Here is a 21627-nt window from a genome sequence, read left to right on the forward strand (position 1 = left end):
GCTTCTCCTTCTCCTGCTCCTGTTCTTGTTCCTGCTCTCGCGGCGTCTCCCGCTCCCCCGACCCCGGGGACTCGGCCGCTGATTTCTCCGCGGTGCCCTCTTCAGCCTCGACCTGCTTGTCGGAGTTGGCAGCGGGCTCAGTCACGATGCGCGAACACTCATTCCTCGTTGTCACAGGTTGTCAAGGCCGGCGCGGCCCCACCGCGGACCGCGAAACCGGCTACGTGCTGGTCTGCAGCTCGTAGTACGGGTTGTACAGCACCTTCTTGCCGTCGCGGTCGGCCATCCTGCCACGCGCCTTGATGGTGCGGCCAGGCTCGATGCCCGGGATCCGCCGCCGGCCGAGCCAGACTAGCGTCACGCCGTCGGTACCGTCGAAGAGCTCGGCCTCCAGGGTAACCGCCTGAGTGTTCGGGCAAAGTTCAACACTGCGTAACCGGCCGAGCACGATCACCTCCTGGCCGGACCGGCAATCGCACGCACGCTGCGCCCCTCCCGCTTCCGAGCGCTTCGAGAGGTCGTCGGCGTCGAGATCCTGAACATCGCTGGTCAGCTTGCGAACCAACCGGCTGAAGTAGCCGCCGTCTTTGGCGGGCATACGCGGTACTCCTGTGCTCCGGGGCCCCCGACTCAAACGGCCCGTGCACGAACCAGCGTAACCCTTTCTGGGCACGAGAAACCGGTTTGCGCCATGATCGCAACGTGACCTCGACTATGCCCGCGCGCCTGGCTGTGCTGCTGCCGGGAACCGGCTCGGACGAGACCTTCGTCCGCTCGGTGTTCGCCGGCCCGCTACGCGCGCTCGGCGTCGAGGTGCTGACCCCTCCCCCACCCCCGAGCGAGACGCTGACCAGCGGATACCTGGCGAGGCTCGATGCCGACGCGGACGCGGCCGGCAGCCCGATCCTGGTCGGCGGCATCTCACTGGGCGCTCATCTGGCGACCGAATGGGCCCTGCGCAACCCCGCGCGCTGCGCGGGCGTGCTCGCCGCGATGCCCGCGTGGAACGGCCTGCCGGCGGACGCACCCGCCCGGCAGGCCGCACTGGTATCGGCGGAGCAGGTCGATCGGGACGGCCTGGAGGCGACGCTGACCCGCTCCGCGGCGACCATGCCGACCTGGCTCGCCGGGGAGCTGCACCGGGCGTGGCGCCGCTACGGCGACGGGCTGGTCCCCGGCCTGCGCGCGGCGGCCGCCCACCCCGCCCCCGAGCTGGCCGAGCTGCGCGCGCTCGAGGTCCCGGTGGGCATCGCCACCTGCACGGACGACCCCGTGCACCCCGCGCGGGTCGCCGGGGAGTGGGCGGCGGCCCTGCCCCGCGCTGCGGTCTGCGAGACCACCCTGGACGCGCTCGGCCGCGATCGGGAGTCGCTGGGCCGTGCCACGGTGCTCGCCTGGCTGCGGGCCCGCTAGGTTCCCTGCTCGGCCACGGCCACGAAACCACCCAGCCCGATCATGGTGGCTCCGCTGGCCAGCCGCTGGCGCGACCACCAGCGCGGGTTACGCCGCAGCCTGGCGCCGATCCCGCCCGCGAACAACGCGATGACCAGGTCCGCGACCAGCGCCATGGCGACGGCGATCAGGCCGAGCAGGACGAACACCAGCGCCGCAGGAGCTCGCTCGGGATGCACGAAATGCGGCAGCAGCGCCATGAAGTACAGGGCGGTCTTCGGGTTGAGCACCTCGCTGAGGATGCCCTGCAGCAGCGGCGACGTGGCCAGCCTCCTGGTCCTGCCGCCCGCGTCCACCGGTGGTTCCCCGTGCCGTCGCTGGAACATCAGGTAGAGCCCGAGGCCGACCAGGTAGGCGGCACCGGCGAACTTGACCACCGTGAAGGCGACCACGGAGGTGGCCAGCAGCGCGGAGAGACCGAGCGCGGCGGCGACCACATGCAGGCAGGCGCCGATCCCGTTGCCCAGTACCGAGCGCACGCCTTCCCCTCGCCCGCCACGCAGGCTCCTGGCCAGCACGTAGAGCATCCCCGGACCAGGGCTGACGGCGAACAACGCCGCCGTGCCCAGAAACACGAACCATTCGGCGAGACCTGGCATGGTACGACCGTACCAGAACGATTCAGCCCTGCTGTTGCTGTGTTTGCTGGGACTGCTGCGCGATGTGCTCGGCGACCGCGTCCGGCAGCGTGATCGGCAGCGGGGTGCGCACCGGCATCGGCGCGTCGCCGCGCGCGACGATCGTGCCGCGCACGATGTCCCGCAAGGTGTCCGGCGCCTGCGCCGCCTGCGACTGCGGACCCGCGATCACCCCGCGCAGCATCCAGCGCGGGCCGTCCACGCCGACGAAGCGCAGCGCCACCTCGCCGACCACGGCCGACAGTTCGGTCCCCCACTCACCCTCGCCGCTGGCCACCTTGGCGCCGTCGGACCGCAACTGGTCAGCCAGCTCGGCGCTGACCTCGTCCCAGAGCCCACCCGACCGCGGCGCCGCGTAACCGCTGACGGTCACCTGGCCGTGCGCGGTCACCACGTGCACCGCACGCACGTTCCCGCTCGCCTGGTCCATCTCGACCTGCACCTGCGAGCCGTCCGGCACCGGAACCCGCACCGACCCCAGGTCGATCCGCGGGAGGCCGTCCTCAGGGGCGTCGGCGAGGTCGTACGGCCCGTCCTCCCCGGTGACCGGTGCGGGCTCGTCCTCCTCCTCGTCGACATCCGCCGCGACGGCCTCGTCCTCCTCGTCCGGCGCCGGGTGCCGTTCCGCCCGTTCCGACCGCGCGTCCGCACCCCGGCGCTTGCGTCCGAAAATCCCCACTAGCTCTCCGTTCCTTCCACGGCGACCGTGCTGCCGAGCACGGCATGTCCACCGGTCGAACCGTATCCGCCCGCGCCCCGCTCGGAGGTCTCGAGTTCGGCGACCTCCACGAACTCGGCCCGCTCGACCCGTTGGATCACCAGCTGGGCGATTCGATCGCCGCGGGTCAGCTTGATCGGCTCCCGCGGGTCGTGGTTGACCAGGCACACCTTGATCTCACCCCGGTAGCCGGAGTCGATGGTGCCGGGGGTGTTGACCACGGAGAGCCCGGCTCGCGCGGCGAGCCCGGAACGGGGATGGACGAAGCCGGCGTAGCCGACCGGCAGCGCGACGGCGACCCCGGTGCCGACCACGGCCCGCTCCCCGGGGTCGAGCACGAGGTCGGAGGTGGTCACCAGATCGGCGCCGGCGTCGCCCTGCCGGGCGTAGTTCGGGACGGGGACGTCGGGATCGATTCGGGAAAGCAGTACCTGCACGCTGGACACGAACCGCGAGACTACCCTGAGGCCGTGGGCGAGAGCACAGGCGCGGCCGATCAACGGACGGACGAGGTGACGACGACGGGCGGGCAGACCGCGAAGGGACGGGTACTGCACAGTGAGCGGCTGTATGTGCCCTGGTGGGGGTGGCCGCTGCCGCTGATCGGCTGCGGCCTGCTCGCGGCCGAGATCCACATGGGCTACCCCGGCCTCCGGGGCTGGCTGCCCTATCTGGTCATGCTGCCCCTGGCCGCCGGGCTGCTGCTCGCGCTCGGCAGGGTCGGGGTGCGGGTCGCCGAGAGCGGCCCGGAGGGAACCCGCGAGCTGTGGGCGGGCGAGGCACACCTGCCGACGCGGTTCATCGGCGAGGTCGAGGTGATCGGCAAGGACCGTAAGCGCAAGACGCTCGGCCCGGAACTGGATCCGGCCGCCTTCGTGCTGCATCGCGGCTGGGTGGGCCCGCTGCTGCGGGTCACGGTCACCGATCCCGAGGATCCCACGCCCTACTGGCTGATCAGCACCCGCAAGCCGGAGGCACTGGCCGAACTGCTCCGCACCCGGTAACGGCGAAGGGGTGGCGAGCGAGCCGCTCACCACCCCTGTTGCCGTGTTCGAACTTCGATCGCCGCCGATCGCCGCCCCACTGTGATCTCGTGCCGGTGCAGTGGTCGTCAGCTCGTCAGGCGCAGTCGCGGCAGATCATCTGCCCGCCGCCGTCCTCGGCCAGCCGGCTGCGGTGATGCACCAGGAAGCACACCGAGCAGGTGAACTCGTCGGCCTGCTTCGGAACCACCTTCACCGTGAGGTCCTCACCGGACAATCCGGACAGGTCAGCCCCGGGCAGTTCGAAGTTCTCGGCGGTCGCGTCCTCATCGACGTCGACGACGCCGGACTGGGTTTCGCTGCGCCGCGCTTTCAGCTCCTCCAACGAGTCTTCGGCCAACTCGTCGGCCTCGCTGCGGCGCGGAGCGTCGTAGTCGGTCGCCATTGTCCCTCACCCCTGCGATCAGCTTTGATGTCAGATGGTCCGGGCCCCGAGTCTCGCCCGAGTCCCTTCGTGTCGCTGGACAACGTTCCAGCGCCCCTGTTTGTGCCCGGCTTCGCAGTGAGCCAGATCTCCCTGCGAGAAGATCCCGATCTACACCGGAGCCCGCAGAGGGTAGCCCATGGTGTACCCAGGCCGGAAACAGGTCACCCATGGATCGCGATACATCACCCGTCAGGACGATCGGCACGGGCCGCCGTTGCCCGGTTTGGGCAGGTCGGGCGGTTACCTCAGCCGTAAGAGGCCATCCGTCACACGAATTGGTATACCGACCGGAAGGTCCTGGACTGTAACGCCTAGGCTGATCAGCGACGACGGTGTTGACAACGACACGAACGGTGCGAAGGGACTAGCCAGGTGACGTCGGGGAGCGGCTGGATCGGCCATGGCAGCAGCCGGAAGTCGAAGCCGTACCGTAAGTATCGTCCCCTGCCCGCGCTCATCGTGATCGGCCTGCTGGGAGCCGTCTCGGTCTTCGTCTGGCTGAACGTGATCGTGCGCAACAGCGACCTCGACGACGCCGTCCGCTGCGAGCCCCCGGCCTCGCCACCGCAGGGCACCGTCTACACCTCACTCGGGCACAGCGGCCTCGGCGGCACCGCGCCGATCCCGCCGGACAAGGTCGCGGTCACCGTGCTGAACGCCAGCGGCGCGCGCAACCAGGCCGCGATGACCACCGAGGCCCTGCGCACACTCGGGTTCGACCAGGTGGGCGAGCCCGCCAACGACCCGGCCTACGACAAGCGGGAGGCGGTCTGCCACGGGCAGATCCGGTTCGGCGAGAACGGCGAGGCGGCGGCACGCACCCTGAGCCTGGTGGACCCGTGCTTCGAGCTGGTCAGGGACGGCCGCAAGGACGCAAGCGTCGACCTGGCCATCGGCACCACGTTCACCGGGGTGGGGCCGACGCCGGAAGCCGCGAACATCCTCGAGGAGCTCACCGCCTGGTCCCAGCAGCACCGGGACACCGGCGGCGGCGAGCAGGCGACCGGCGAGCAGGCACCGACCATCGCACCGGACCGGATCACCGAGGCACGCCAGGCCCACTGCTGACGGTGGAACCGCGCCGCCGGGCCCGTTCTCAGATGCGCGCGGCCCCGCACTCGATCAGCGCATCCCGCAGCGGCGCCGCAACGGAAGGGGCGGCCGCGCAGGTGAAGTCGGCACCGGCGGCCGGATCGGTTCCCGGAGAGGTGACCACGGCACCGGCCTCCGCCGCGATCAGCGCGCCCGCCGCCCAGTCCCACGGCGAGAGGCCGTGCTCGTAGTAGGCGTCGACCCAGCCGGCCGCCACGGCGCACAGGTCCAGTGCCGCCGAGCCGCTGCGCCGGATGTCTCGCACGTGCGCGAGCAGCTTGGCGGCCGTCTCGGCCTGCCGGCCGCGTCGCTCGGCGGCGTAGGCGAACCCGGTGCCCACCAACGTGAGGTCCAGCCGGGGCGGCGAGGACACGGACAGCGGCCTGCCGTCCAGGGTGGCACCGCCGCCCCGCACGGCCCGCCAGCGCCGCCCGCTGACCGGCTCCACCACCGCGCCGGCCACCGACACGCCGTCGACCTGCGCGGCCAGCGACACCGCGAACCACGGGTAGCCGTAGACGAAGTTGACCGTGCCGTCGATGGGATCGACGACCCAGGTCACACCCTCGCCGTGGGTGCCGCCCTGTTCCTCGCCGATCACCTGCTCACCGGGGCGCAGCTCGGCGAGCCGGGTGCGGACGAGCCGCTCCGCCTCGTGGTCCACCGCGGTCACCACGTCGGTGTCGGTGCTCTTGGTGCCGATCCGCAGCGGCGTGCCGTCCTGGATCGCCACCCGCGCGTCTCGGACCAGCTCGGCGGCCTCGGTGGCGACCCGCTCGGCAACATCGGACAGCCGCGACTCGATAACTCCCACGCGGACATGGGACCACACCCGGATAAAGTCACGCGTGCAGGCTTCTGAATCGAGAATGAAGGGACCACGCCAATGACGGCGACCCGCGGGTTCGGCATCGACATCGGCGGCAGCGGTATCAAGGGCGCTCTTGTCGATCTGGAGAGGGGCCGACTCATCGGTGACCGGCTCCGGATCGACACTCCGCGCCCGGCAACGCCGGAGGCCATCGCCGACGTGGTGGCCGGCGTGGTCGAGCACTTCGAATGGGACGGCCCGGTCGGCATCACGTTACCCGCGGTGATCAAGAAGGGCTGTGCGCACACGGCGGCGAACATCGACCCTTCCTGGATCGGAACCGACGCCGACACGTTGTTCGCCAAGCGGCTCGGCAAGGACGTCGAGGACGTGGCGATGCTGAACGACGCCGACGCCGCGGGTATGGCCGAGGTGCGGTTCGGCGATCCGGCAGGCCGCAAGGGTGTGGTCACCCTGCTGACCTTCGGCACGGGTATCGGCAGCGCGCTGTTCCACGACGGGAAGCTGGTGCCGAACACCGAGTTCGGCCACCTGGAGGTGGACGGCCACGACGCGGAGACGCGGGCCGCGGCCTCGGTGAAGGACGCCGAGGAGCTTTCCTACCCGGAGTGGGCGGAGCGGGTGCAGCGGTACCTGTCCGTGTTGGAGGGATTACTCTGGCCGGATCTGGTCATCGTCGGCGGCGGGGTGAGCAAGAAGGCATCGAAGTGGGTGCCCCTGCTGGACGTGCGAACGAGGATCATCGTGGCGTCGCTGCAGAACAACGCGGGTATCGTCGGTGCTGCGGCGGCCGCCGCGGAGGGTATCGAACACTGATTCCGGCATGCGGAAGCACGCCGGGGAGTGATCGCTTCGCGACGGCCCGGCGCATCATCGTTACAATGGAACGCGGCCCACTGCTGCGGGAGGCAAACTCCCAGGCTGGGGCGTGTTCCCCGAATCTGAGGAAGCTGGGACGTACGTGTCTCGGCTCGTCATGATCGACCGCTGTGAAAGGGCGTACGTGGCAGCCGCAAGAACCGCAACCAGAAGCGGGACGAAATCAACGAGCGCCGCCAAGACCTCGACGGCCGCCGAGAACACGGCGGACGACCCCGACACCACGGGTGACGCGGCCAAGAAGCCCCGTCCGAAGTCCCCGGGCCAGAAGTCGGCCGCGAAGAAGGCTCCCGCGAAAACCACGCGTGCCCGCAAGGGCACCAAGGGTGAGGGCGAGGAGACCAAGGTCGAGCTGGCCGCCCCCGGTGAGGAAGTCGATGCCGCCGACCTCGAGGACGTGGACCTCTCCGACCTCGAAGTGGACGCCGTGGAGGTCGACGTCGTCGACGCCACGGTGACCGAGGAGGAGGCCGACGAGGAGGAGGCCGGTAAGGGCGGCAAGCCCACCGACCCCGACTTCGTCTGGGACGAGGAGGAGTCGGAGGCCCTGCGCCAGGCGCGCAAGGATGCCGAACTGACCGCCTCCGCCGACTCGGTACGCGCGTATCTCAAGCAGATCGGCAAGGTCGCGCTGCTCAACGCCGAGGAAGAGGTCGAGCTCGCCAAGCGCATCGAGGCCGGGCTGTACGCCGCCGACCGGGTGCGGGCAGCCGAGGAGGAGGGCGAAAAGCTCACCACCCAGATGCGCCGCGACCTCAAGTGGATCGTGCGCGACGGGGAACGGGCCAAGAACCACCTGCTCGAGGCGAACCTGCGGCTCGTGGTGTCCCTGGCGAAGCGCTACACCGGACGCGGCATGGCGTTCCTGGACCTGATCCAGGAGGGCAACCTGGGCCTGATCCGCGCGGTCGAGAAGTTCGATTACACCAAGGGGTTCAAGTTCTCCACCTACGCCACCTGGTGGATCCGGCAGGCCATCACCCGCGCGATGGCCGACCAGGCGAGGACCATCCGCATCCCGGTGCACATGGTCGAGGTGATCAACAAGCTCGGCCGCATCCAGCGTGAGCTGCTGCAGGACCTCGGTCGCGAGCCCACCCCCGAAGAGCTCGCGAAAGAGATGGACATCTCCCCGGAGAAGGTCCTGGAGATCCAGCAGTACGCCCGCGAACCGATCTCGCTGGACCAGACCATCGGCGACGAGGGCGACTCGCAGCTCGGTGACTTCATCGAGGACAGCGAGGCCGTGGTCGCGGTGGACGCGGTGTCGTTCACCCTGCTGCAGGACCAGTTGCAGTCGGTGCTGCAGACCCTGTCCGAGCGCGAGGCCGGGGTCGTCCGGCTCCGGTTCGGCCTCACCGACGGCCAGCCGAGGACGCTGGACGAGATCGGCCAGGTCTACGGGGTCACCCGCGAACGGATCCGGCAGATCGAGTCGAAGACCATGTCCAAGCTGCGCCACCCGTCCCGCTCTCAGGTCCTGCGGGACTACCTGGACTGAACTCGCGAAAAGGCACTGAGCCAGTCGAGACGAAGGCCAGCAGACCGATCGGTCTGCTGGCCTTCGTCTCGTTCAGCCGCGCCGAGCTCCCGTCGGCCAGACGACCGTCACGGGCAACCCGCGCTCACGCGCCGCGTCCACCACGTCGGCGGTCCCACCGTGCCCGCCGGAAGGTCCGCCGTCCCATACGGCGACCAGTGCGGTTATGTGGTCCAGCAGGTACTCGCTAGCGGCCATATACGCCTCCCGGTTGGACTCGGCGAATGGCAGCGTGTGCACCGTGTGCGCCTGGCTGATCAGCGCGTCGAAGTCCGCTGCGTTGTCCGGCTTGACCTTGTGCTCGCGGTAGTCAGTGGCGGGTAGCACCACCTCGATCGCCCCGCCGAGTTCTAGCACCACTCTGGCGAACACCTGGTCCGCACCGCGCGCCAGGCAGGTCACACCCACCAGGCTCGCACCAGTGTGTTCGGCAAGCACACCGCGGATGCCCTCGGCGACAAGTGACACCGTGTCGGTGGTCAGGTTGGAGTGTCCGGAGATCCCGATACGCGGCAACAGTTGCCCTTTCTCAAGTGGTGGCCAGTGTGGCGACGGCCTCGCGGGCCTCCCGCATGGTGGGCACCGTAGCGAACGGGGCCGACTCCGTATGGAACTCCCGCAACTTGGTGCCGACCCGGCCCGATACCCATTGCCCGGCTAACGGGACAGCCTCGCCGATCAACTCGGCAGCACGATCGGGCTCCCGAGTGATCAGGTGCGTGCGGGCCAATCCGATCAGGTCGAACGCACGGTTACGCGCGTAGCTGGGATGCCGCGAATCCAAGGCGCGGCCGATGTAGCGCTGCGCTGCGCGGGCATGCTTGCCATCGAACCGGGCGAGGTCCCGGTAGCGGGCGCCTATCACTCCTGCAAGTTCGGCCGCATCGAGGCTGCGAACCGTGGGGGTGTCCGCGTCGCCATCACGCAGCCCCTCCGCGTGGTGGTCCTCGGCGAGGCCGACAGCACGCTGGAACGCACGTGCATCACCCTGACACGCGTACGCCCATGCTTCGCGGGTGGCGAGCACTGCCCGCAGCCGTGGGGTAGCGGTGCGCCGACTCCCGTACTGCGCAAGCTGCACTGAGGTTCACCCCGGGTAGTGGACACCGAGTTAGCAGGACCAGTCGTCCTGCTGAAAGGATGTCCTCATGCCTCCTCGCAAGCGCCGTTCGTACACGGCCGAGTACAAGGTCGAGGCTGCTCATCGCGTGATCGATTCCGGCCGGACGATCGCTGAGGTTTCCCGCGAGCTGGGTATCGACGCGGGCATGTTGAGTGTCTGGGTCAAAGACGAACGTCGACGGGTCACCGCGGCCGAGGTCCACGGAGACAAACCTCTGGAGGCCGCCGAGCGGGCCGAACTGTTGCGGTTGCGCGGACAGGTGGCCGAGCTGGAGAAGGACAACGCGTTCCTGGTAAAAGCTTCGGCGTACTTTGCCGCGATGCAGAAGAACCGGCCCGGTTCGCTCTGATGGCCAAGTACGCCGGCCCCGACAAGTTCGCTGACACCACCACTTCGCCGCCGAACACGCGGTTCTCAGTGCGGCGTATGGCGCGGCTGCTGGGCGTGTCGAGGGCGGGCTACTACGCGCATGTGAAACGTGTGGCGGCAACGGTGTTGACTCCGCGGCAGCAACGCCGAGCCGATCTCGAGGTGAAGATCACCCAGGCGCACAAGGACTCGAGCGGGATCTACGGGTCGCCGCGGATCACCGCCGAGCTGCGTGAGCAGGGCGAGGTGGTCACAGCGAAGACCGTCGCCAAGATCATGGCCTCGATCGGGCTTGAGGGCATCAGCCCGCGCACGTTCAAGGTGAAGACGACAGTGGTCGATCCGGCCGCGTCGTTCCCACCGGATCTGGTCGACCGGCACTTCGACCGGGACCGGCTCGACGCGGTCTGGCTGACCGACATCACGTACCTGACGTGTGGTCAGGGTGACATGTTCCTGTGCGCGATCCGGGACGGACAGTCCCGGAAAGTGTTGGGCTACAGCGTATCCGACCACATCGGCGCCGAGATGGTCACCGACGCCATCGATGCCGCCGTGGGCACCCGTGGCGGCAGATGCCGTGGCACGATCCTGCATTCCGACCGTGGCGGCGAGTACACCGCGCACCTGACAGCGACGGCGTGCTTCCGGCACGGCCTGCGCCGGTCGATGGGCGCGACCGGAATCTGCTGGGACAACAGCCCAGCGGAGTCGTTCTGGTCGACGTTCAAACACGAGCACTACTACCGGCACGCCTACGCCACGAAGACAGAACTCGTTGCCGCGATTGACAAATGGATCAGCTTCTACAACAGTACGCGGCGGCACTCCGCGATCGGGATGCTCAGCCCCGACAACTTCGAGCAGGCACTCCGAACGGCGGCCTGACCCCCTCGTAAGCCCCTGTCCACCATTCGGGGTGAACCTCACACCATCTCAAGTCCATCGACCGGGCGCTCCAGGTCGTAACACTGGCGGGCCAGCGCGGCGAGCGCTATGGCGGTAAGCGCGTTGTCGCCCGCCGCATGGGCGAGTTGGACGGCGATGACGTAGTAACGCTGAGCCTGAACGTGTTCAGCGGCGTCCCACGCCATCGATGCGGCGATCTCGGCCAGTTCAGCGCCGAGCCGGAACGCACGAAGCGTTTCGGGCGTGTTCTGCGGGGCCTCGCCCAACCGACGAGTGTGCACGCCGAGTTGGGCGACGACAGCGGGACGCGATAGCGCGCCGGTACTCGAATGCCAGGACCGCAGTGCGTGGACGAGATGGGCGACGGCGTCCAGTTCGGGTGACGTGAACGGCTGGCCTACACGCGAACCGACAGCGGGAGCGACTGGCCAGAGCAGCGGCCGGAGTTCAGCGGTGAGCGCAGCTCCGGCCAACATGCCAGTGCCAGTGAGAAACGTGCGGCGATTGGGCGGCATCAGATCATGCTCGGTCATCGCAGTGACACGCTCGATGAGGCCCCCGAACTCCCACGATGCGGGCGCTCGGCTTGCCGCCGCGTCGGTGACCCGTGCACCCGTCTCGGCACGCCCAGGCGGAGTAAAACCCAGGTCTGCGTCATGCACGGCACCGAGCACGTGTCGCAGCCCAGCCCGGTAGGGCGCGCCCGGCCGGCGCACCACTCCACGTTCCAGTTTCGCCAAGTAGTGCGCATCCAGTTGGTAGCGGCGGCCTGTTGTCTCCCAGAGCCAGGCATTCACTTGTTCGGCTACCTCGGCGCGGCTGGCGTGGTCATTAGGCACAGTTGGAGATGGCAGGCGCTCACGCGCGGCGCGCAACAGACGATTTGGTTTCGACATGGTCCCTCCGGTGTTGTGCGCAGCGTAGTCGCACTGACGCTAAGTGTCATTCATCGCAGCGATCTGCCCCAAGCTTCCCCAAACAGCCCCTGGCAGCCCCGCTGGATGGCCTCCCCACAGCCAGTGAAGGGCCCGACGCTCATCATCATGATCGGCTCACCGCTTGTACTCCTCATTCTGCTGGCCCCGCTCGCGTTGGTTCCATTAGCGACAGTGGTCGCCCGTTCGTGGTGGAAGCGCTCCATCTCAGCAGCTTTGCTCCGCTCACGGCTGCGACGCCGTAGACGCCGACCCGCCCAGCTACCGACGGGCTCCACGCGAGCCTGCCGGGCACCGTTGCGGAGGTCGGACCGATGAATGCGACCGAGCAGGCGCTGGCTGCGTATCCCGAGCTACGGCGCCTCATGGAGTTACGCGACGCGGGATGGATGTTCCTGCCGCACACCGATCCCGACGGTGAGCTGGTCGAGGTGCGTGGCGTACGCGCCTGGCCGGGCACGGGCAGTGCCGACGCCCTGCTGGTCCGCTATGTCACCGATGCCGCCGCGCTGCGCAGCAGCGCCGACGGAGTGGTGTGGCAGCGCGAAGGCGGACTGGTCGAGGTGGTCGACGGGCTGCTGACCCTGCCGGCTCCCGGTACGCCGGGCGCTCCCCGATTGGTACGGGGCTCGGCGCCGGGCAAGCTGTGGCTGCCTCGAGATGCGTAGCTTCGCGTGACCGGCACGCCGTTCGGCCGGTCAGCCGTTGCCCGCTCCGCTCTTCCGGCGGGAGCTCGAAACGACCAGTGCGATGCCCAGCAGCGCCATGACCACGCTGGCCGGGATGTGCAGGGTCGAAGGCAGCAGGTGCAGTTGCACGAACCAGGATGTCGATCCGCTCTGCGCGACGCGGTTGATGAACCCGCCGACGCCCTGCACGATCAGCAGGATTCCGAGCATCCCGATCACGATTCCACCATCCCCTTCTCCCCGGCCGGTGTCAGCACCTGCCACAGCGGGCCCACGACGAACCAGATGCCGGTGACCAGGCCGAGCTGGGGCAGCCAGGCGGACCACAGCGGGGTGGTCCGCTCGGGAGTACCGACGACGAAGATCAGCACCAGCAGTACGGACGCCGTGATCGCACAGGCCAGCACGCACTTGCCCCATTCACGCCATTCGTACCGGGTCCGGCTCGGGCCCCGCTTCGGGCGTTTCGGCGGCGGCGGGCCGTCGGCGAAACGGTGCGCGAAGCGGGCGTCGGCCCAGCGCACCATGCTCGGTCCGAACACGACGCTGAAGCCGAGGTACGCGGCGGCGAGGCCGTGCACCCCGTTCGCCCGCGCACCGTTCCCCACATCGATCATGGTCGCGACCAGCACACCGACATCGACCAGCGGTGTCGCGGCGAGCAGCACGAGCCCGGTTCGGCGCAACCGCAGCACGTACCTCGCGACGAGGCCGCCGACGATGAGGACCCAGAACCCGACCTCGCCGGCGGCGATCACCGCGGCGAGCGGGTTCTCGGCGAGGAAGTCCTTCAGGTTGTCCACGGCACCAAGCGTGCGACCGCGAGCCTCGCGCGCGCGTCGGCCGCGGGCAGGAGCCGACCGTCATCAGTTCGTAGGACGTCCCGTCCGTGCAGGATGTGCTGAGATGGTGCCGTGCGGCCGTCCACGAAGCTGTCCCGGTTCCGGCTGAACCGGCTGCCGCCGTACCAGCAGGACGTGGTGATCGCCTGCTTCACCTTCCTCTGCGGCAGCGTGTTGTACCTCGCCGGGCTCTACGAGCTGTTCGGCAACCCCGCGGACGCACCGTTCTGGCTGCGTATCGCGGTGTACGGTCTGCTGTGCTCGACGCAGCTCCTGCGGCGGCGGGCGCCCGGGCTGGCGCTGGGTCTCGGCACCATGCTGCTGGCCGCGGACATGGCGCTGCTCGGCCTGGCCGCGCCGCCCCTGGTCGCGTTCTCCGACCTGGTCTACGCCGCCACGCTCTACGGCTCCACCCGGTTGAGCCGGGCGATGATCCCGGTCGCCGCGATCGGGACACTCAGCGCGACCGCCGCCTCCCTGATCCTGGCGCCGGACTGGCGGCTCGGCGTGCTGGCGGCCTTCGCCTGCCTGCCCTTCCTGATCACTCCGGTGTGGTGGGCCGCGAATGTGCGGCAACAGCGGGACATCGCCGATTCCGAACGCGCCAACGCCGCGCAGCTGGCCAGAATAGCCGAGCTGGACCGGGAAGCCGCCGTCGCGAGTGAACGGTCCAGGATGGCCCGAGACCTGCACGACATCATCGCGGGGCAGCTGTCCGCCATCGCGATCCAGTCGGAGGCCGCGCTGTCCATGGCCACGGCCGACGAACGTTCCGGGCTGATGCACACCGTGCTCGAGTCGGTGCGCGGCAACAGCGTGGACGCGCTGGCGGAGATGCGCGCGATGATCGGCCTGCTGAGGGCGGACGACGACGGAACCGAACGGACGGCACCCGCCCGGCTGAGTGAACTGTCCAAACTGGTCGAATCGGCCCGGGCGAGTGGCATGGAGGTGGAGGTGGACATCCGGCTCGACACGAGCAGCGCGTTACCGACGGCGGTGGACCTGACGGCGTACCGTATCGCGCAGGAGGCACTGACCAACGCCGTCAAGCACGCACCGGGAGGTACGGCCACCCTCGCCGTCCGCCAGCACGAGGGGCGGGTGCACGTGGAAGTCACCAACGAACTCGGCCAGGCGCGCGCGGCCGAGGGCACCGGGACCGGGTTGCTCAACATGCGCGAGCGGGCTCAGGCCATCGGCGGCTCGTTCAGCGCGGGTCCCGGCGGGCGCGGCTGGCAGGTGTCGGTGGTCCTCCCGATACCCGACGGCAGGACGGAGCGGGCGAGCCGATGACCATCCGGGTACTCGTCGCCGACGACCACGGTGCCGTCCGAGCGGGTTTGGCGATGATCCTGAACCACGCCGAGGGCGTCGAGGTGGTGGGCGAAGCCGCCGACGGCGCGGCCGCGATCCGGCAGGCCAGGGCGCTGCGGCCGGACGTGGTGCTGATGGACGTGCGGATGCCCGGGGTGGACGGCATCGCGGCCACCAGGGAACTCGCCGGCGCCGGCACCTGCGCCGTGCTCGTGCTCACCACCTTCGACCTCGACGAGTACGTCTACGCGGCGCTGCGGGCGGGGGCGGCCGGGTTCCTGCTCAAGTCGGTGGACTCGGCGCGGCTGGTCGAGTCCGTGCGCCTGGTCGCCGCGGGCGAGGGCGTGCTGGCCCCGCAGGTCACCCGCACCCTGATCGACGCCTTCGCGGCCAGCGCCCCGCGGACCGCGACCGAGCCGGACGGTATGGATGAGTTGACCGAACGCGAGCGCGAGGTGTTCGTCTGCCTCGGTGAGGGCCTTTCCAACGCGCAGATCGCCGGCAAGCTGTTCATCGGCGAGACCACGGTGAAGACCCACGTGTCCCGGGTACTCACCAAGCTCGGGCTGCGGTCCAGGGTCCAGGCGGCCATCCTGGCGAAGGAGCACCAGTCCGCCGGATGACCCTCGCCCGATCGGATACCCTGCTGCGCGATGGGCGTGCTGCGAACACTGAATGTCGACGACGTCCTCGCGCATCATCGCGACAGCCGCCTGAACCGCCGGCTCCGGGCAAGGGACCTGGTCGGCGCCGGGATCGGCATCATCATCGGCACCGGCATCTTCACCCTGGCCGGGGTGCAGGCCAAACTGCACGCCGGGCCGTCGGTGACCCTATCCTTCGCGATCGGCGCCGTGGTGGCCGGGCTCACCGCGCTGTGCTACGCCGAGCTGGCCTCGGGCATGCCGACCGCGGGCAGCGCCTACACCTACGCCTTCGCCACCCTCGGTGAGGTGTTCGCCTGGCTGGTCGGCTGGGACCTGCTACTGGAGTTCGCCCTGGGCGCCGCCGTGGTGTCCCGGGGCTGGTCCGGCTACCTGGCGAACCTGATGGGCCTGCCGCCCGACCTGTTCGGGGAACAGGCCACGGTGAACCTCGGGGCGGTGCTGATCATCGCGGTGCTCACCGCGGTCGCCGCGCTCGGCATCCGCCAGTCGGCACTGGTCACGAATGTGCTGGTGCTGGTCAAGGTCGGGGTGTGCGGGCTGATCCTGCTGGTCGGGGTGTTCTTCGTCGACCCGGCGAACCTCAGCCCGTTCGTCCCGCCCGCGCAGCCGGCCGGCACCGGCGCGACCGGGCTGCAACAACCGGTGGCGCAGGCGTTGCTCGGCGTGCAGCAGTCGGTCTACGGCTTCGCCGGCATGCTCACCGCGGCCGCGATCGTCTTCTTCGCCTACACCGGGTTCGAGGCACTGGCCAATCTCGGCGAGGAGACCAGGAAGCCCTCCCGTGACCTCAAGATCGGCATCCTGGGTGCGCTGGCCGTCTGCGCACTGCTCTACCTCGGCGTCTCCCTGGTGCTGACCGGGATGGTGCCGTACGTGAACATCGACGAGAGCGCCCCGCTGGCCGCCGCCTTCCAGTCGGTCGGCATGCACTGGATCGGCGCGCTGATCTCGCTCGGGGTGGTGGCCAGCCTCACCTCGGTCATGCTGGTGGAACTGGTGACCCTCGGCAGGATCGGGTTCGCCATGGGCAGGGACGGCCTGCTGCCGCGACGCCTGGGCACGGTCCATCCACGGTGGGGAACGCCACACCGGATGACCTTCCTCGCGGGCGCCGTCATCGCCCTGCTGGCCGCCTTCGTCCCGATCGCCGCGCTCGCCGACCTGGTGAGTATCGGCGCACTCGCCGCGATGATCGTGGTCGCGGTGGCCGTTCCGGTGCTCCGCAGGCGCAGGCCGGACCTGCGACGCCCGTTCCGGGTCCCGTTCTCCCCCGCCGTCCCGATCCTCGCCGCGCTCGCCTGCCTGTACCTGATGCTCAACCTGAACCTGCTGACCTGGCTCGCCTTCGCCGGGTGGCTCGCGCTCGGCCTGGTGATCTACTACGGCCGCCGGACCGGGCGGTGAGTGCTCACCCGGGTGGCGGGCTGCCGTTGTCCCAGAGGTCGGGTCGCAGCCAGGCACCGGTGACGATCCGGCGCGCCACGGCCGCCTGCTCGGCGGGCAGCACCAGCAGCACCCCGCCGGGCGCCGCGCCTTCCCGCCGCAGCGCCGCCGCGAGGTGCTCCACCGGCTGCAGGTGCACCCCGCGGTCACCCAGCGAGGGATAGGTGTCCACAACGGACACCAAGGTGCCCTCGGAGCCGACCAGCATCCCACCGAGGACGACGAAATGACCCACCCGCCACCGGGACATCCACAGTGGAGGCATCCCGGTGTGCAGGTAGTCCTCCAGTGCCCGCTCCGGCGTGTCCTGCGCGCCGAACAGCCCGGTGGCCACGTTGGCCAGCACCGCGACCCGGTCCAGCCGGTAGAGCCCACGCAGCAGGTGCTCGACGGCGTCGACCTCCCAGCCCCCGCTGGCCGGGACCACGGCCAACCGGCCGGCGGAAAGTCGCTCGACCGCCCGCGCGACCCCGGCGGCCGAGGTACCGGCAGCGGCCGGGTCCCTGGTGGCAGGCAGGGCCAGCCGGAAGTCGGCCCGGCCGGACTCGGTCTCCGGCCGGCCGGAGTCGGCCGAAACGTCGCCCTCGAGCAGCACGGAACCCGCCGCCAGCGCGGCCTCCTCCTGGTCGGGCACCGTGAACCCGGCGGCGCGCAACGCGGCGAGTGCCACGAAACCACCGCACAAACCGTCCTTCTGCGGCATTTCCGCGCGCGCCTGCACCAGCAGCCGCGGCGCGTGCGGGAACCAGCGCACCTCGTCCAGTAAGGACACTCAGTACCGCCACAGGTGCGCGTGCACGATCTCCGCGGCCTCCTTGCCTGCCGCCCAGGCGGCGTCCGAGGCCCGCACCGCCCGGAACGCGGCGAGCAGGTCGGCGCCGAGGACCTCGGGCACCACGGCCGAGCCCCGCAGTGCGGCATCCTGCTCCGCGGGGGACGCCGGCAGCCGCTCGATCCCTCGCGCGGACCGCTCCCGCGCGGTCCAGGTGCCGGGGTCCTGCGCGATCGGTTCCGGGGGTGTCAGCCCCTGCTCGATGCCGGCCGTCCCGGCGGCGAGCACCACGGCCAGCGCCAGGTACGGGTTCGCCGAGGCGTCGGAAGGCTTGAGCTCCACATTGGCGTGCCCAGGGCCGAGCAGCTCGGAACCGGGCACGTAGCGCAGCGGCGCCTCCCGGTTCTCCACTCCCCAGAACGCGTAGGCGCCGGCGAAGTACCCGGGCCGCAACCGCAGTCCGGAGGGCACGCTCGGCGCGGTGACCGCGGCCACCGCGGGCAGTTCGCGCAGCAACCCGGCGAGATAGGCCGCACCCTCCGGGCCGGGTCGCTCGCCGGTGCCGGACAGCAGGTTGTCGCCGCCGCGCCAGATCGAGGTGTGCAGGTGCCAGCCGTTGCCCGCGGCCCGCGGCGCGACCAGCGGCGCGAAGCTGACCCGCAGCCCGTGCGCGTGCGCGGCGGCATGGATGGTCTGCCTGGCCAGTAGCTGGTCGTCCGCCGCGGACACCGGGTCGGTGGCGGCCAGGGTCAGTTCGACCTGCGCCAGCCCGTACTCGGCGTGCACCTGGCCGATCCGTAGCCCGTTGGCGTCCAGATCGTGCAGCAGCGCGGCGATGAAGTCGTCCAGCGGCACCAGCGCGTGCGGGCTGTACGCGGGCCCGCCGTGCCCGGGTGCGGACTCGACGTCCGCGCTACCGGCGGGTGCCACGGCGAACTCCAGCTCGTAGCCGGCGAGCAGCGTCAGGCCCCGCCGCGCCGCGGCCTCGACCTGACGCTCCAGCACGGCACGCTGGCAGTACGGCCACGGCGACCCGTCCGCCGCCAACTGCCGCCCCGGCGCCCAGGCCAGCGCACGCTGCCCGGACAGCCTGCGCAACCGCTCCACCACCGGAACCAGCCGGACATCACCGGAGGGGGTCGGCAGCACCGGCTGGTCATAGGTGATCACGTCATGGCTGTCGAATACGGCGAACAGCGAGGTGACCCCCACGCCCCTGGCCGCGGCGTCGGCGAGCCCGCCGATCGGGACGATCCGCGAGCGCGGGATGCCGTTGTTGTCCGCCCACGCCAGGTGCACGCCGCTCACTCCGGCAGCGGCGAGGTCCTTCGCAGCCGCGGACGCCGCCTTGGTCATCCGGGCATCCTACTCAGGGTGGTTCCGGCAGGTCATCCACTTTGCCCGGTTTGGCCTTCCCGGAACGCAACGCCACCCCGGCCACCACCCCCAGGGTGCCGATCGCCTCCAGCGGGGTGGGTACCTGGCGCAGTACGACCAACCCGGTCACCGTGGCGGTCACCGGCAACAGCGCGAGCAGCAGGGCGAACCGGGCCTGCCCCACCCGCCGCAGCACCAACTGGTCCAGCGCGTACGGCACCACGGTGGACAGCACGCCGACGCCGATCCCGAGCAACAGCAGTCGTGGTGATCCCCACACCCCGCCGGTGCCGAGCGCCAGCGGGCACAGCACCACGGTGGCGAGCGCGAACCCGACGGCGAGGCTGTCGATCCCACCGCCGCCCAGCGCGACCCGCCGGCCGAGCAGGATGTACCCGGCCCAGGCCGCGGCCGCGGCGAGCGCGAAAGCCACCCCTGCGGGGCTGCCGGCGAGCTGGACATCCGCGATGCAGAACACGCCGGCGGCCACCAGCGCGAGTGCGGCGAGATCGCGTGGCCCGCGCGAGCCGAACGCGGCGACCACCACCGGGCCGACGAACTCCAGCGCCACCGCCGTGCCCAGCGGCAGGCGCGCGATGGCCTCGTAGAACACCACGTTCATCCCGGCGGTGACCAGGCCGAACGCGCCGGCCAGCAGGAGGGCCCGCCCGCGCCATGCGGCCCGGCCCGGCCGCCGCCATGCCAGCAGCACCACCGCGGCGCCGAGGCAACGCAGCCAGGCGACCCCGGCGGGGGTGGCGACGCCGAAGAGCCAGACCGCCATGGCCGCACCGAGGTACATCGAGATTCCGCTGAGAACGAACAAGGCGGGCGCCGGAATGGTCCCCAGCCGCCACGAACGCGAGACAACACCCACCCCTGCATCGTGCCTGACCGGGGAAAACACCAGGAACCGGGAGCGGTGTCCCGCATACCAGGATTCGATCTACGGCATCCGGGGTAATTCGTCGTGACACACCTCCCACAGGCGCGGGAACACTTGCGAGCCACAAAACGTCTGCAAGAGTAGAGCCAGCGAGCACCGCGGAGCCGGGGCCGACACGGGCGCCGGAGACAGGACCGGGAGTGGTCGCGGCTGGAAAGATGGCATCGGACCCGATGCCGGGACGGAGGGAGACTCCCATGACTTCACCTACGCTCACCCGCCCCGAACTGACCGCTGCAGACCGTTGCGACCGGTGCGGCGCCGCGGCACAGGTACGCGCCATCCTTCGTACCGGCGGTGAGCTGCTGTTCTGCGGCCACCACGGCCGTGAGTACGAGTCCAAGCTGAAGGAGCAGGAGGCCGACCTCCAGCGCTGAGCACGCTCAGCAGGTACCGGCGGAAGGCGGGGACCCGGGCGGGTCCCCGCCTTCCGCTTCACACGGTGTCCAGTACACCCTCGAAGGCCACCTCGGCGGCGCCGAGCAGCTTCACGTCCACGCCGAGGGCCGAAGGCTCCACCCGGACCCCGCCGACCGCGCGGCTGACCAGGCTGCGCTGCCGCACCTGCTCCCCGACCCAGTCGACAAGGGTGTCCGGCAACGCGGTGAACAGGTCACCCAGCACCACCAGTTCCGGGCCGAGCAGGTTGACCACGTTCACCAGGCCCAGGGTCAACCACTCGGCGAACTCACCGAGCCGCTCCAGTGCCGCCGTGGGGTCCTCGGCCAGCTTGCGCAGCTCCACCACGAGCGCGCCCCGCGAGCTGTCCTCGGCAAGGCCCAGGGCGCGGCACAGGGCGGCCTCGCCGACCTCGGTCTCCCAGCAGCCCTGGTTGCCGCAGTAGCAACCGCGACCACCGGGCCGGATCACCATGTGTCCTATCTCACCGACGTAGCCCGCGGCACCGCGCAGCGAGGATCCCTGGGCGACCACTCCCCCGCCGACCCCGACATCGGCCGAGACGTACACCGCGTCCGCGGCGCCACGGGCCGCACCGCGCAGGTGCTCGGCCAGCGCGCCCAGCTCCGCGTCGTTGCCCACCAGTACCGGGATCCGCAACACCGCGCCCAGCCGGTCACCGAGGGTGACATCGCTCCAGCGCAGATTCGGGGCCTCGCGAACGAGGCCGTCGGAGCGGCGCACCACCCCGGGCACCGAGATCCCCGCGGCCATCGGTCGTACGCCGAGGTCGCCGGCCAGTACCGCGGTGGACTCCAGGATGTGGGTGATCACCTCGTCCGGCTCGCGGGTCCGGCCGTGCAGGTTCCAGCTGTTCCGGCCGAGGATCTGCCCGCCGAGCCCGACCAGCGCGATCGCCACGTGCTCCACCTGGACGTCCACCGCGAGCACCACGGCCGCCTGCGGCTGCGGCAGCACCAGCAACGAGGGCCGCCCGGCACCGCGGCCGGGTCGCGGCACGCGCTCCTCCACCATCCCGGCCTCCGCGAGGCCGTCCACCAGTGCCTTGATGGTGCTGCGGTTGAGGCCGAGCTCCGTCGCCAGTGCCGCCCTGGTCAGCGGGCCGCCGACGTGCAGCACCCGCAACAGGGTCGTGCGGTTGTACCGACGCACCTCGTCCGGCCGCGCCACGGATGTGCTGGTCACAACGTGAGTGT

The 21627-nt window shown here is 70.3% G+C and carries 27 protein-coding genes; 12 read left to right on the plus strand and 15 right to left on the minus strand.

Going from position 1 to position 21627, the window contains the following annotated elements:
- Positions 1-220: 220 nt before the first annotated feature.
- Entirely contained in the window at positions 221-598 is a 378-nt protein-coding gene (locus tag FB471_RS03690) for an OB-fold nucleic acid binding domain-containing protein (protein WP_141995933.1), read from the minus strand.
- Between the two features lie 104 nt (positions 599-702).
- Between FB471_RS03690 and FB471_RS03695 the strand changes: the two genes are divergently transcribed.
- A complete protein-coding gene (locus FB471_RS03695; protein WP_425457025.1) occupies positions 703-1413 on the plus strand; it encodes an alpha/beta fold hydrolase in 711 nt (236 codons plus the stop codon).
- Here FB471_RS03695 and FB471_RS03700 read toward each other — a convergent pair.
- From FB471_RS03700 to dut, 3 genes are read right to left on the minus strand one after another with little or no spacing between them, the layout of a single operon-like run.
- A complete protein-coding gene (locus FB471_RS03700) occupies positions 1410-2051 on the minus strand; it encodes a LysE family translocator (RefSeq protein WP_141995934.1) in 642 nt (213 codons plus the stop codon). The two genes, FB471_RS03695 and FB471_RS03700, sit on opposite strands and share 4 nt — an antisense overlap.
- Before the next feature lie 22 nt (positions 2052-2073).
- Positions 2074-2769, minus strand: a complete 696-nt coding sequence (locus tag FB471_RS03705; RefSeq protein WP_141995935.1) for a DUF3710 domain-containing protein — start codon at positions 2767-2769, stop codon at positions 2074-2076.
- On the minus strand, positions 2769-3254 hold the full coding sequence (dut, locus tag FB471_RS03710; protein WP_141995936.1) for a dUTP diphosphatase: 486 nt from the start codon (positions 3252-3254) through the stop codon (positions 2769-2771). Before dut ends, FB471_RS03705 begins: the two co-directional genes overlap by 1 nt.
- Positions 3255-3320: 66 nt before the next feature.
- Here dut and FB471_RS03715 point away from each other — a divergent pair, with 66 nt between their 5' ends.
- A complete protein-coding gene (locus FB471_RS03715) occupies positions 3321-3812 on the plus strand; it encodes a DUF3093 domain-containing protein (RefSeq protein ID WP_142001558.1) in 492 nt (163 codons plus the stop codon).
- A gap of 115 nt (positions 3813-3927) precedes the next feature.
- Here the strand turns inward: FB471_RS03715 and FB471_RS03720 are convergent, their stop codons facing one another.
- Positions 3928-4236: a DUF4193 domain-containing protein gene (locus FB471_RS03720; protein WP_141995937.1), complete on the minus strand. Its 309-nt coding sequence runs from the start codon at positions 4234-4236 to the stop codon at positions 3928-3930.
- A 414-nt stretch (positions 4237-4650) separates the two neighbouring features.
- Between FB471_RS03720 and cei the strand changes: the two genes are divergently transcribed.
- Positions 4651-5346, plus strand: coding sequence for an envelope integrity protein Cei (gene cei / locus FB471_RS03725; RefSeq protein ID WP_141995938.1), 696 nt, complete (start codon positions 4651-4653; stop codon positions 5344-5346).
- A gap of 28 nt (positions 5347-5374) precedes the next feature.
- Here cei and FB471_RS03730 read toward each other — a convergent pair whose 3' ends face one another.
- Positions 5375-6184 (minus strand): inositol monophosphatase family protein, encoded by an 810-nt coding sequence (locus FB471_RS03730; RefSeq protein WP_170220692.1) that lies wholly within the window; start codon positions 6182-6184, stop codon positions 5375-5377.
- Positions 6185-6256: 72 nt separating this feature from the next.
- Here FB471_RS03730 and ppgK point away from each other — a divergent pair, with 72 nt between their 5' ends.
- Entirely contained in the window at positions 6257-7018 is a 762-nt protein-coding gene (ppgK, locus tag FB471_RS03735) for a polyphosphate--glucose phosphotransferase (protein WP_141995939.1), read from the plus strand.
- Between the two features lie 160 nt (positions 7019-7178).
- Positions 7179-8582 (plus strand): RNA polymerase sigma factor, encoded by a 1404-nt coding sequence (locus tag FB471_RS03740; RefSeq protein WP_142001561.1) that lies wholly within the window; start codon positions 7179-7181, stop codon positions 8580-8582.
- A 72-nt stretch (positions 8583-8654) separates the two neighbouring features.
- On the opposite strand, the gene FB471_RS03745 is transcribed toward FB471_RS03740, so the two are convergent.
- Together FB471_RS03745 and FB471_RS03750 are read right to left on the minus strand one after the other, a co-directional pair.
- The gene (locus tag FB471_RS03745) at positions 8655-9137 is read right to left on the minus strand and encodes a hypothetical protein (RefSeq protein ID WP_141995940.1); all 483 of its coding nucleotides are present in this window, start codon (positions 9135-9137) and stop codon (positions 8655-8657) included.
- Positions 9138-9150: 13 nt separating this feature from the next.
- Positions 9151-9702: an NsdA family TPR-like regulatory protein gene (locus tag FB471_RS03750; RefSeq protein WP_141995941.1), complete on the minus strand. Its 552-nt coding sequence runs from the start codon at positions 9700-9702 to the stop codon at positions 9151-9153.
- Positions 9703-9769: 67 nt separating this feature from the next.
- Between FB471_RS03750 and FB471_RS34435 the strand changes: the two genes are divergently transcribed.
- Both FB471_RS34435 and FB471_RS03760 read left to right on the plus strand, forming a co-directional pair.
- The gene (locus FB471_RS34435; protein ID WP_141995942.1) at positions 9770-10093 is read left to right on the plus strand and encodes a transposase; all 324 of its coding nucleotides are present in this window, start codon (positions 9770-9772) and stop codon (positions 10091-10093) included.
- Positions 10093-11001: an IS3 family transposase gene (locus FB471_RS03760; protein WP_141995943.1), complete on the plus strand. Its 909-nt coding sequence runs from the start codon at positions 10093-10095 to the stop codon at positions 10999-11001. Before FB471_RS34435 ends, FB471_RS03760 begins: the two co-directional genes overlap by 1 nt.
- Positions 11002-11039: 38 nt before the next feature.
- On the opposite strand, the gene FB471_RS03765 is transcribed toward FB471_RS03760, so the two are convergent.
- A complete protein-coding gene (locus FB471_RS03765) occupies positions 11040-11918 on the minus strand; it encodes an NsdA family TPR-like regulatory protein (RefSeq protein ID WP_141995944.1) in 879 nt (292 codons plus the stop codon).
- Between the two features lie 353 nt (positions 11919-12271).
- On the opposite strand from FB471_RS03765, the gene FB471_RS03770 reads away from it, so the two are divergent.
- Complete coding sequence (locus FB471_RS03770; RefSeq protein ID WP_141995945.1) at positions 12272-12625, plus strand: hypothetical protein; 354 nt, start codon at positions 12272-12274, stop codon at positions 12623-12625.
- A gap of 30 nt (positions 12626-12655) precedes the next feature.
- Here the strand turns inward: FB471_RS03770 and FB471_RS03775 are convergent, their stop codons facing one another.
- Together FB471_RS03775 and FB471_RS03780 are read right to left on the minus strand one after the other, a co-directional pair.
- On the minus strand, positions 12656-12856 hold the full coding sequence (locus FB471_RS03775) for a hypothetical protein (RefSeq protein ID WP_246076668.1): 201 nt from the start codon (positions 12854-12856) through the stop codon (positions 12656-12658).
- A gap of 5 nt (positions 12857-12861) precedes the next feature.
- Entirely contained in the window at positions 12862-13449 is a 588-nt protein-coding gene (locus FB471_RS03780; protein WP_141995947.1) for a hypothetical protein, read from the minus strand.
- Positions 13450-13560: 111 nt separating this feature from the next.
- Here FB471_RS03780 and FB471_RS03785 point away from each other — a divergent pair, with 111 nt between their 5' ends.
- From FB471_RS03785 to FB471_RS03795, 3 genes are read left to right on the plus strand one after another with little or no spacing between them, the layout of a single operon-like run.
- Complete coding sequence (locus FB471_RS03785; protein ID WP_246076230.1) at positions 13561-14784, plus strand: sensor histidine kinase; 1224 nt, start codon at positions 13561-13563, stop codon at positions 14782-14784.
- Positions 14781-15428 carry a response regulator gene (locus FB471_RS03790; RefSeq protein ID WP_141995948.1) on the plus strand — a complete coding sequence of 216 codons (648 nt, stop codon included), beginning with the start codon at positions 14781-14783 and terminating at the stop codon, positions 15426-15428. The genes FB471_RS03785 and FB471_RS03790 overlap by 4 nt, the downstream gene beginning before the upstream one ends.
- A 30-nt stretch (positions 15429-15458) precedes the next feature.
- Positions 15459-16877, plus strand: coding sequence for an amino acid permease (locus tag FB471_RS03795; protein ID WP_141995949.1), 1419 nt, complete (start codon positions 15459-15461; stop codon positions 16875-16877).
- A 4-nt stretch (positions 16878-16881) separates the two neighbouring features.
- On the opposite strand, the gene FB471_RS03800 is transcribed toward FB471_RS03795, so the two are convergent.
- From FB471_RS03800 to FB471_RS03810, 3 genes are read right to left on the minus strand one after another with little or no spacing between them, the layout of a single operon-like run.
- The gene (locus FB471_RS03800) at positions 16882-17688 is read right to left on the minus strand and encodes a DUF6885 family protein (protein WP_141995950.1); all 807 of its coding nucleotides are present in this window, start codon (positions 17686-17688) and stop codon (positions 16882-16884) included.
- Positions 17689-19044, minus strand: coding sequence for a type I glutamate--ammonia ligase (locus tag FB471_RS03805; RefSeq protein WP_141995951.1), 1356 nt, complete (start codon positions 19042-19044; stop codon positions 17689-17691).
- 13 nt (positions 19045-19057) lie between these two features.
- On the minus strand, positions 19058-19867 hold the full coding sequence (locus tag FB471_RS03810; protein WP_142001565.1) for an EamA family transporter: 810 nt from the start codon (positions 19865-19867) through the stop codon (positions 19058-19060).
- 341 nt (positions 19868-20208) lie between these two features.
- Between FB471_RS03810 and FB471_RS03815 the strand changes: the two genes are divergently transcribed.
- Positions 20209-20388, plus strand: a complete 180-nt coding sequence (locus FB471_RS03815; protein ID WP_141995952.1) for a DUF7455 domain-containing protein — start codon at positions 20209-20211, stop codon at positions 20386-20388.
- Positions 20389-20446: 58 nt separating this feature from the next.
- Here FB471_RS03815 and FB471_RS03820 read toward each other — a convergent pair whose 3' ends face one another.
- A complete protein-coding gene (locus tag FB471_RS03820) occupies positions 20447-21616 on the minus strand; it encodes an ROK family transcriptional regulator (RefSeq protein WP_170220694.1) in 1170 nt (389 codons plus the stop codon).
- Positions 21617-21627 lie beyond the last annotated feature (11 nt).

Source organism: Amycolatopsis cihanbeyliensis (assembly GCF_006715045.1).
GTDB classification, from domain to species: Bacteria; Actinomycetota; Actinomycetes; order Mycobacteriales; family Pseudonocardiaceae; genus Amycolatopsis; species Amycolatopsis cihanbeyliensis.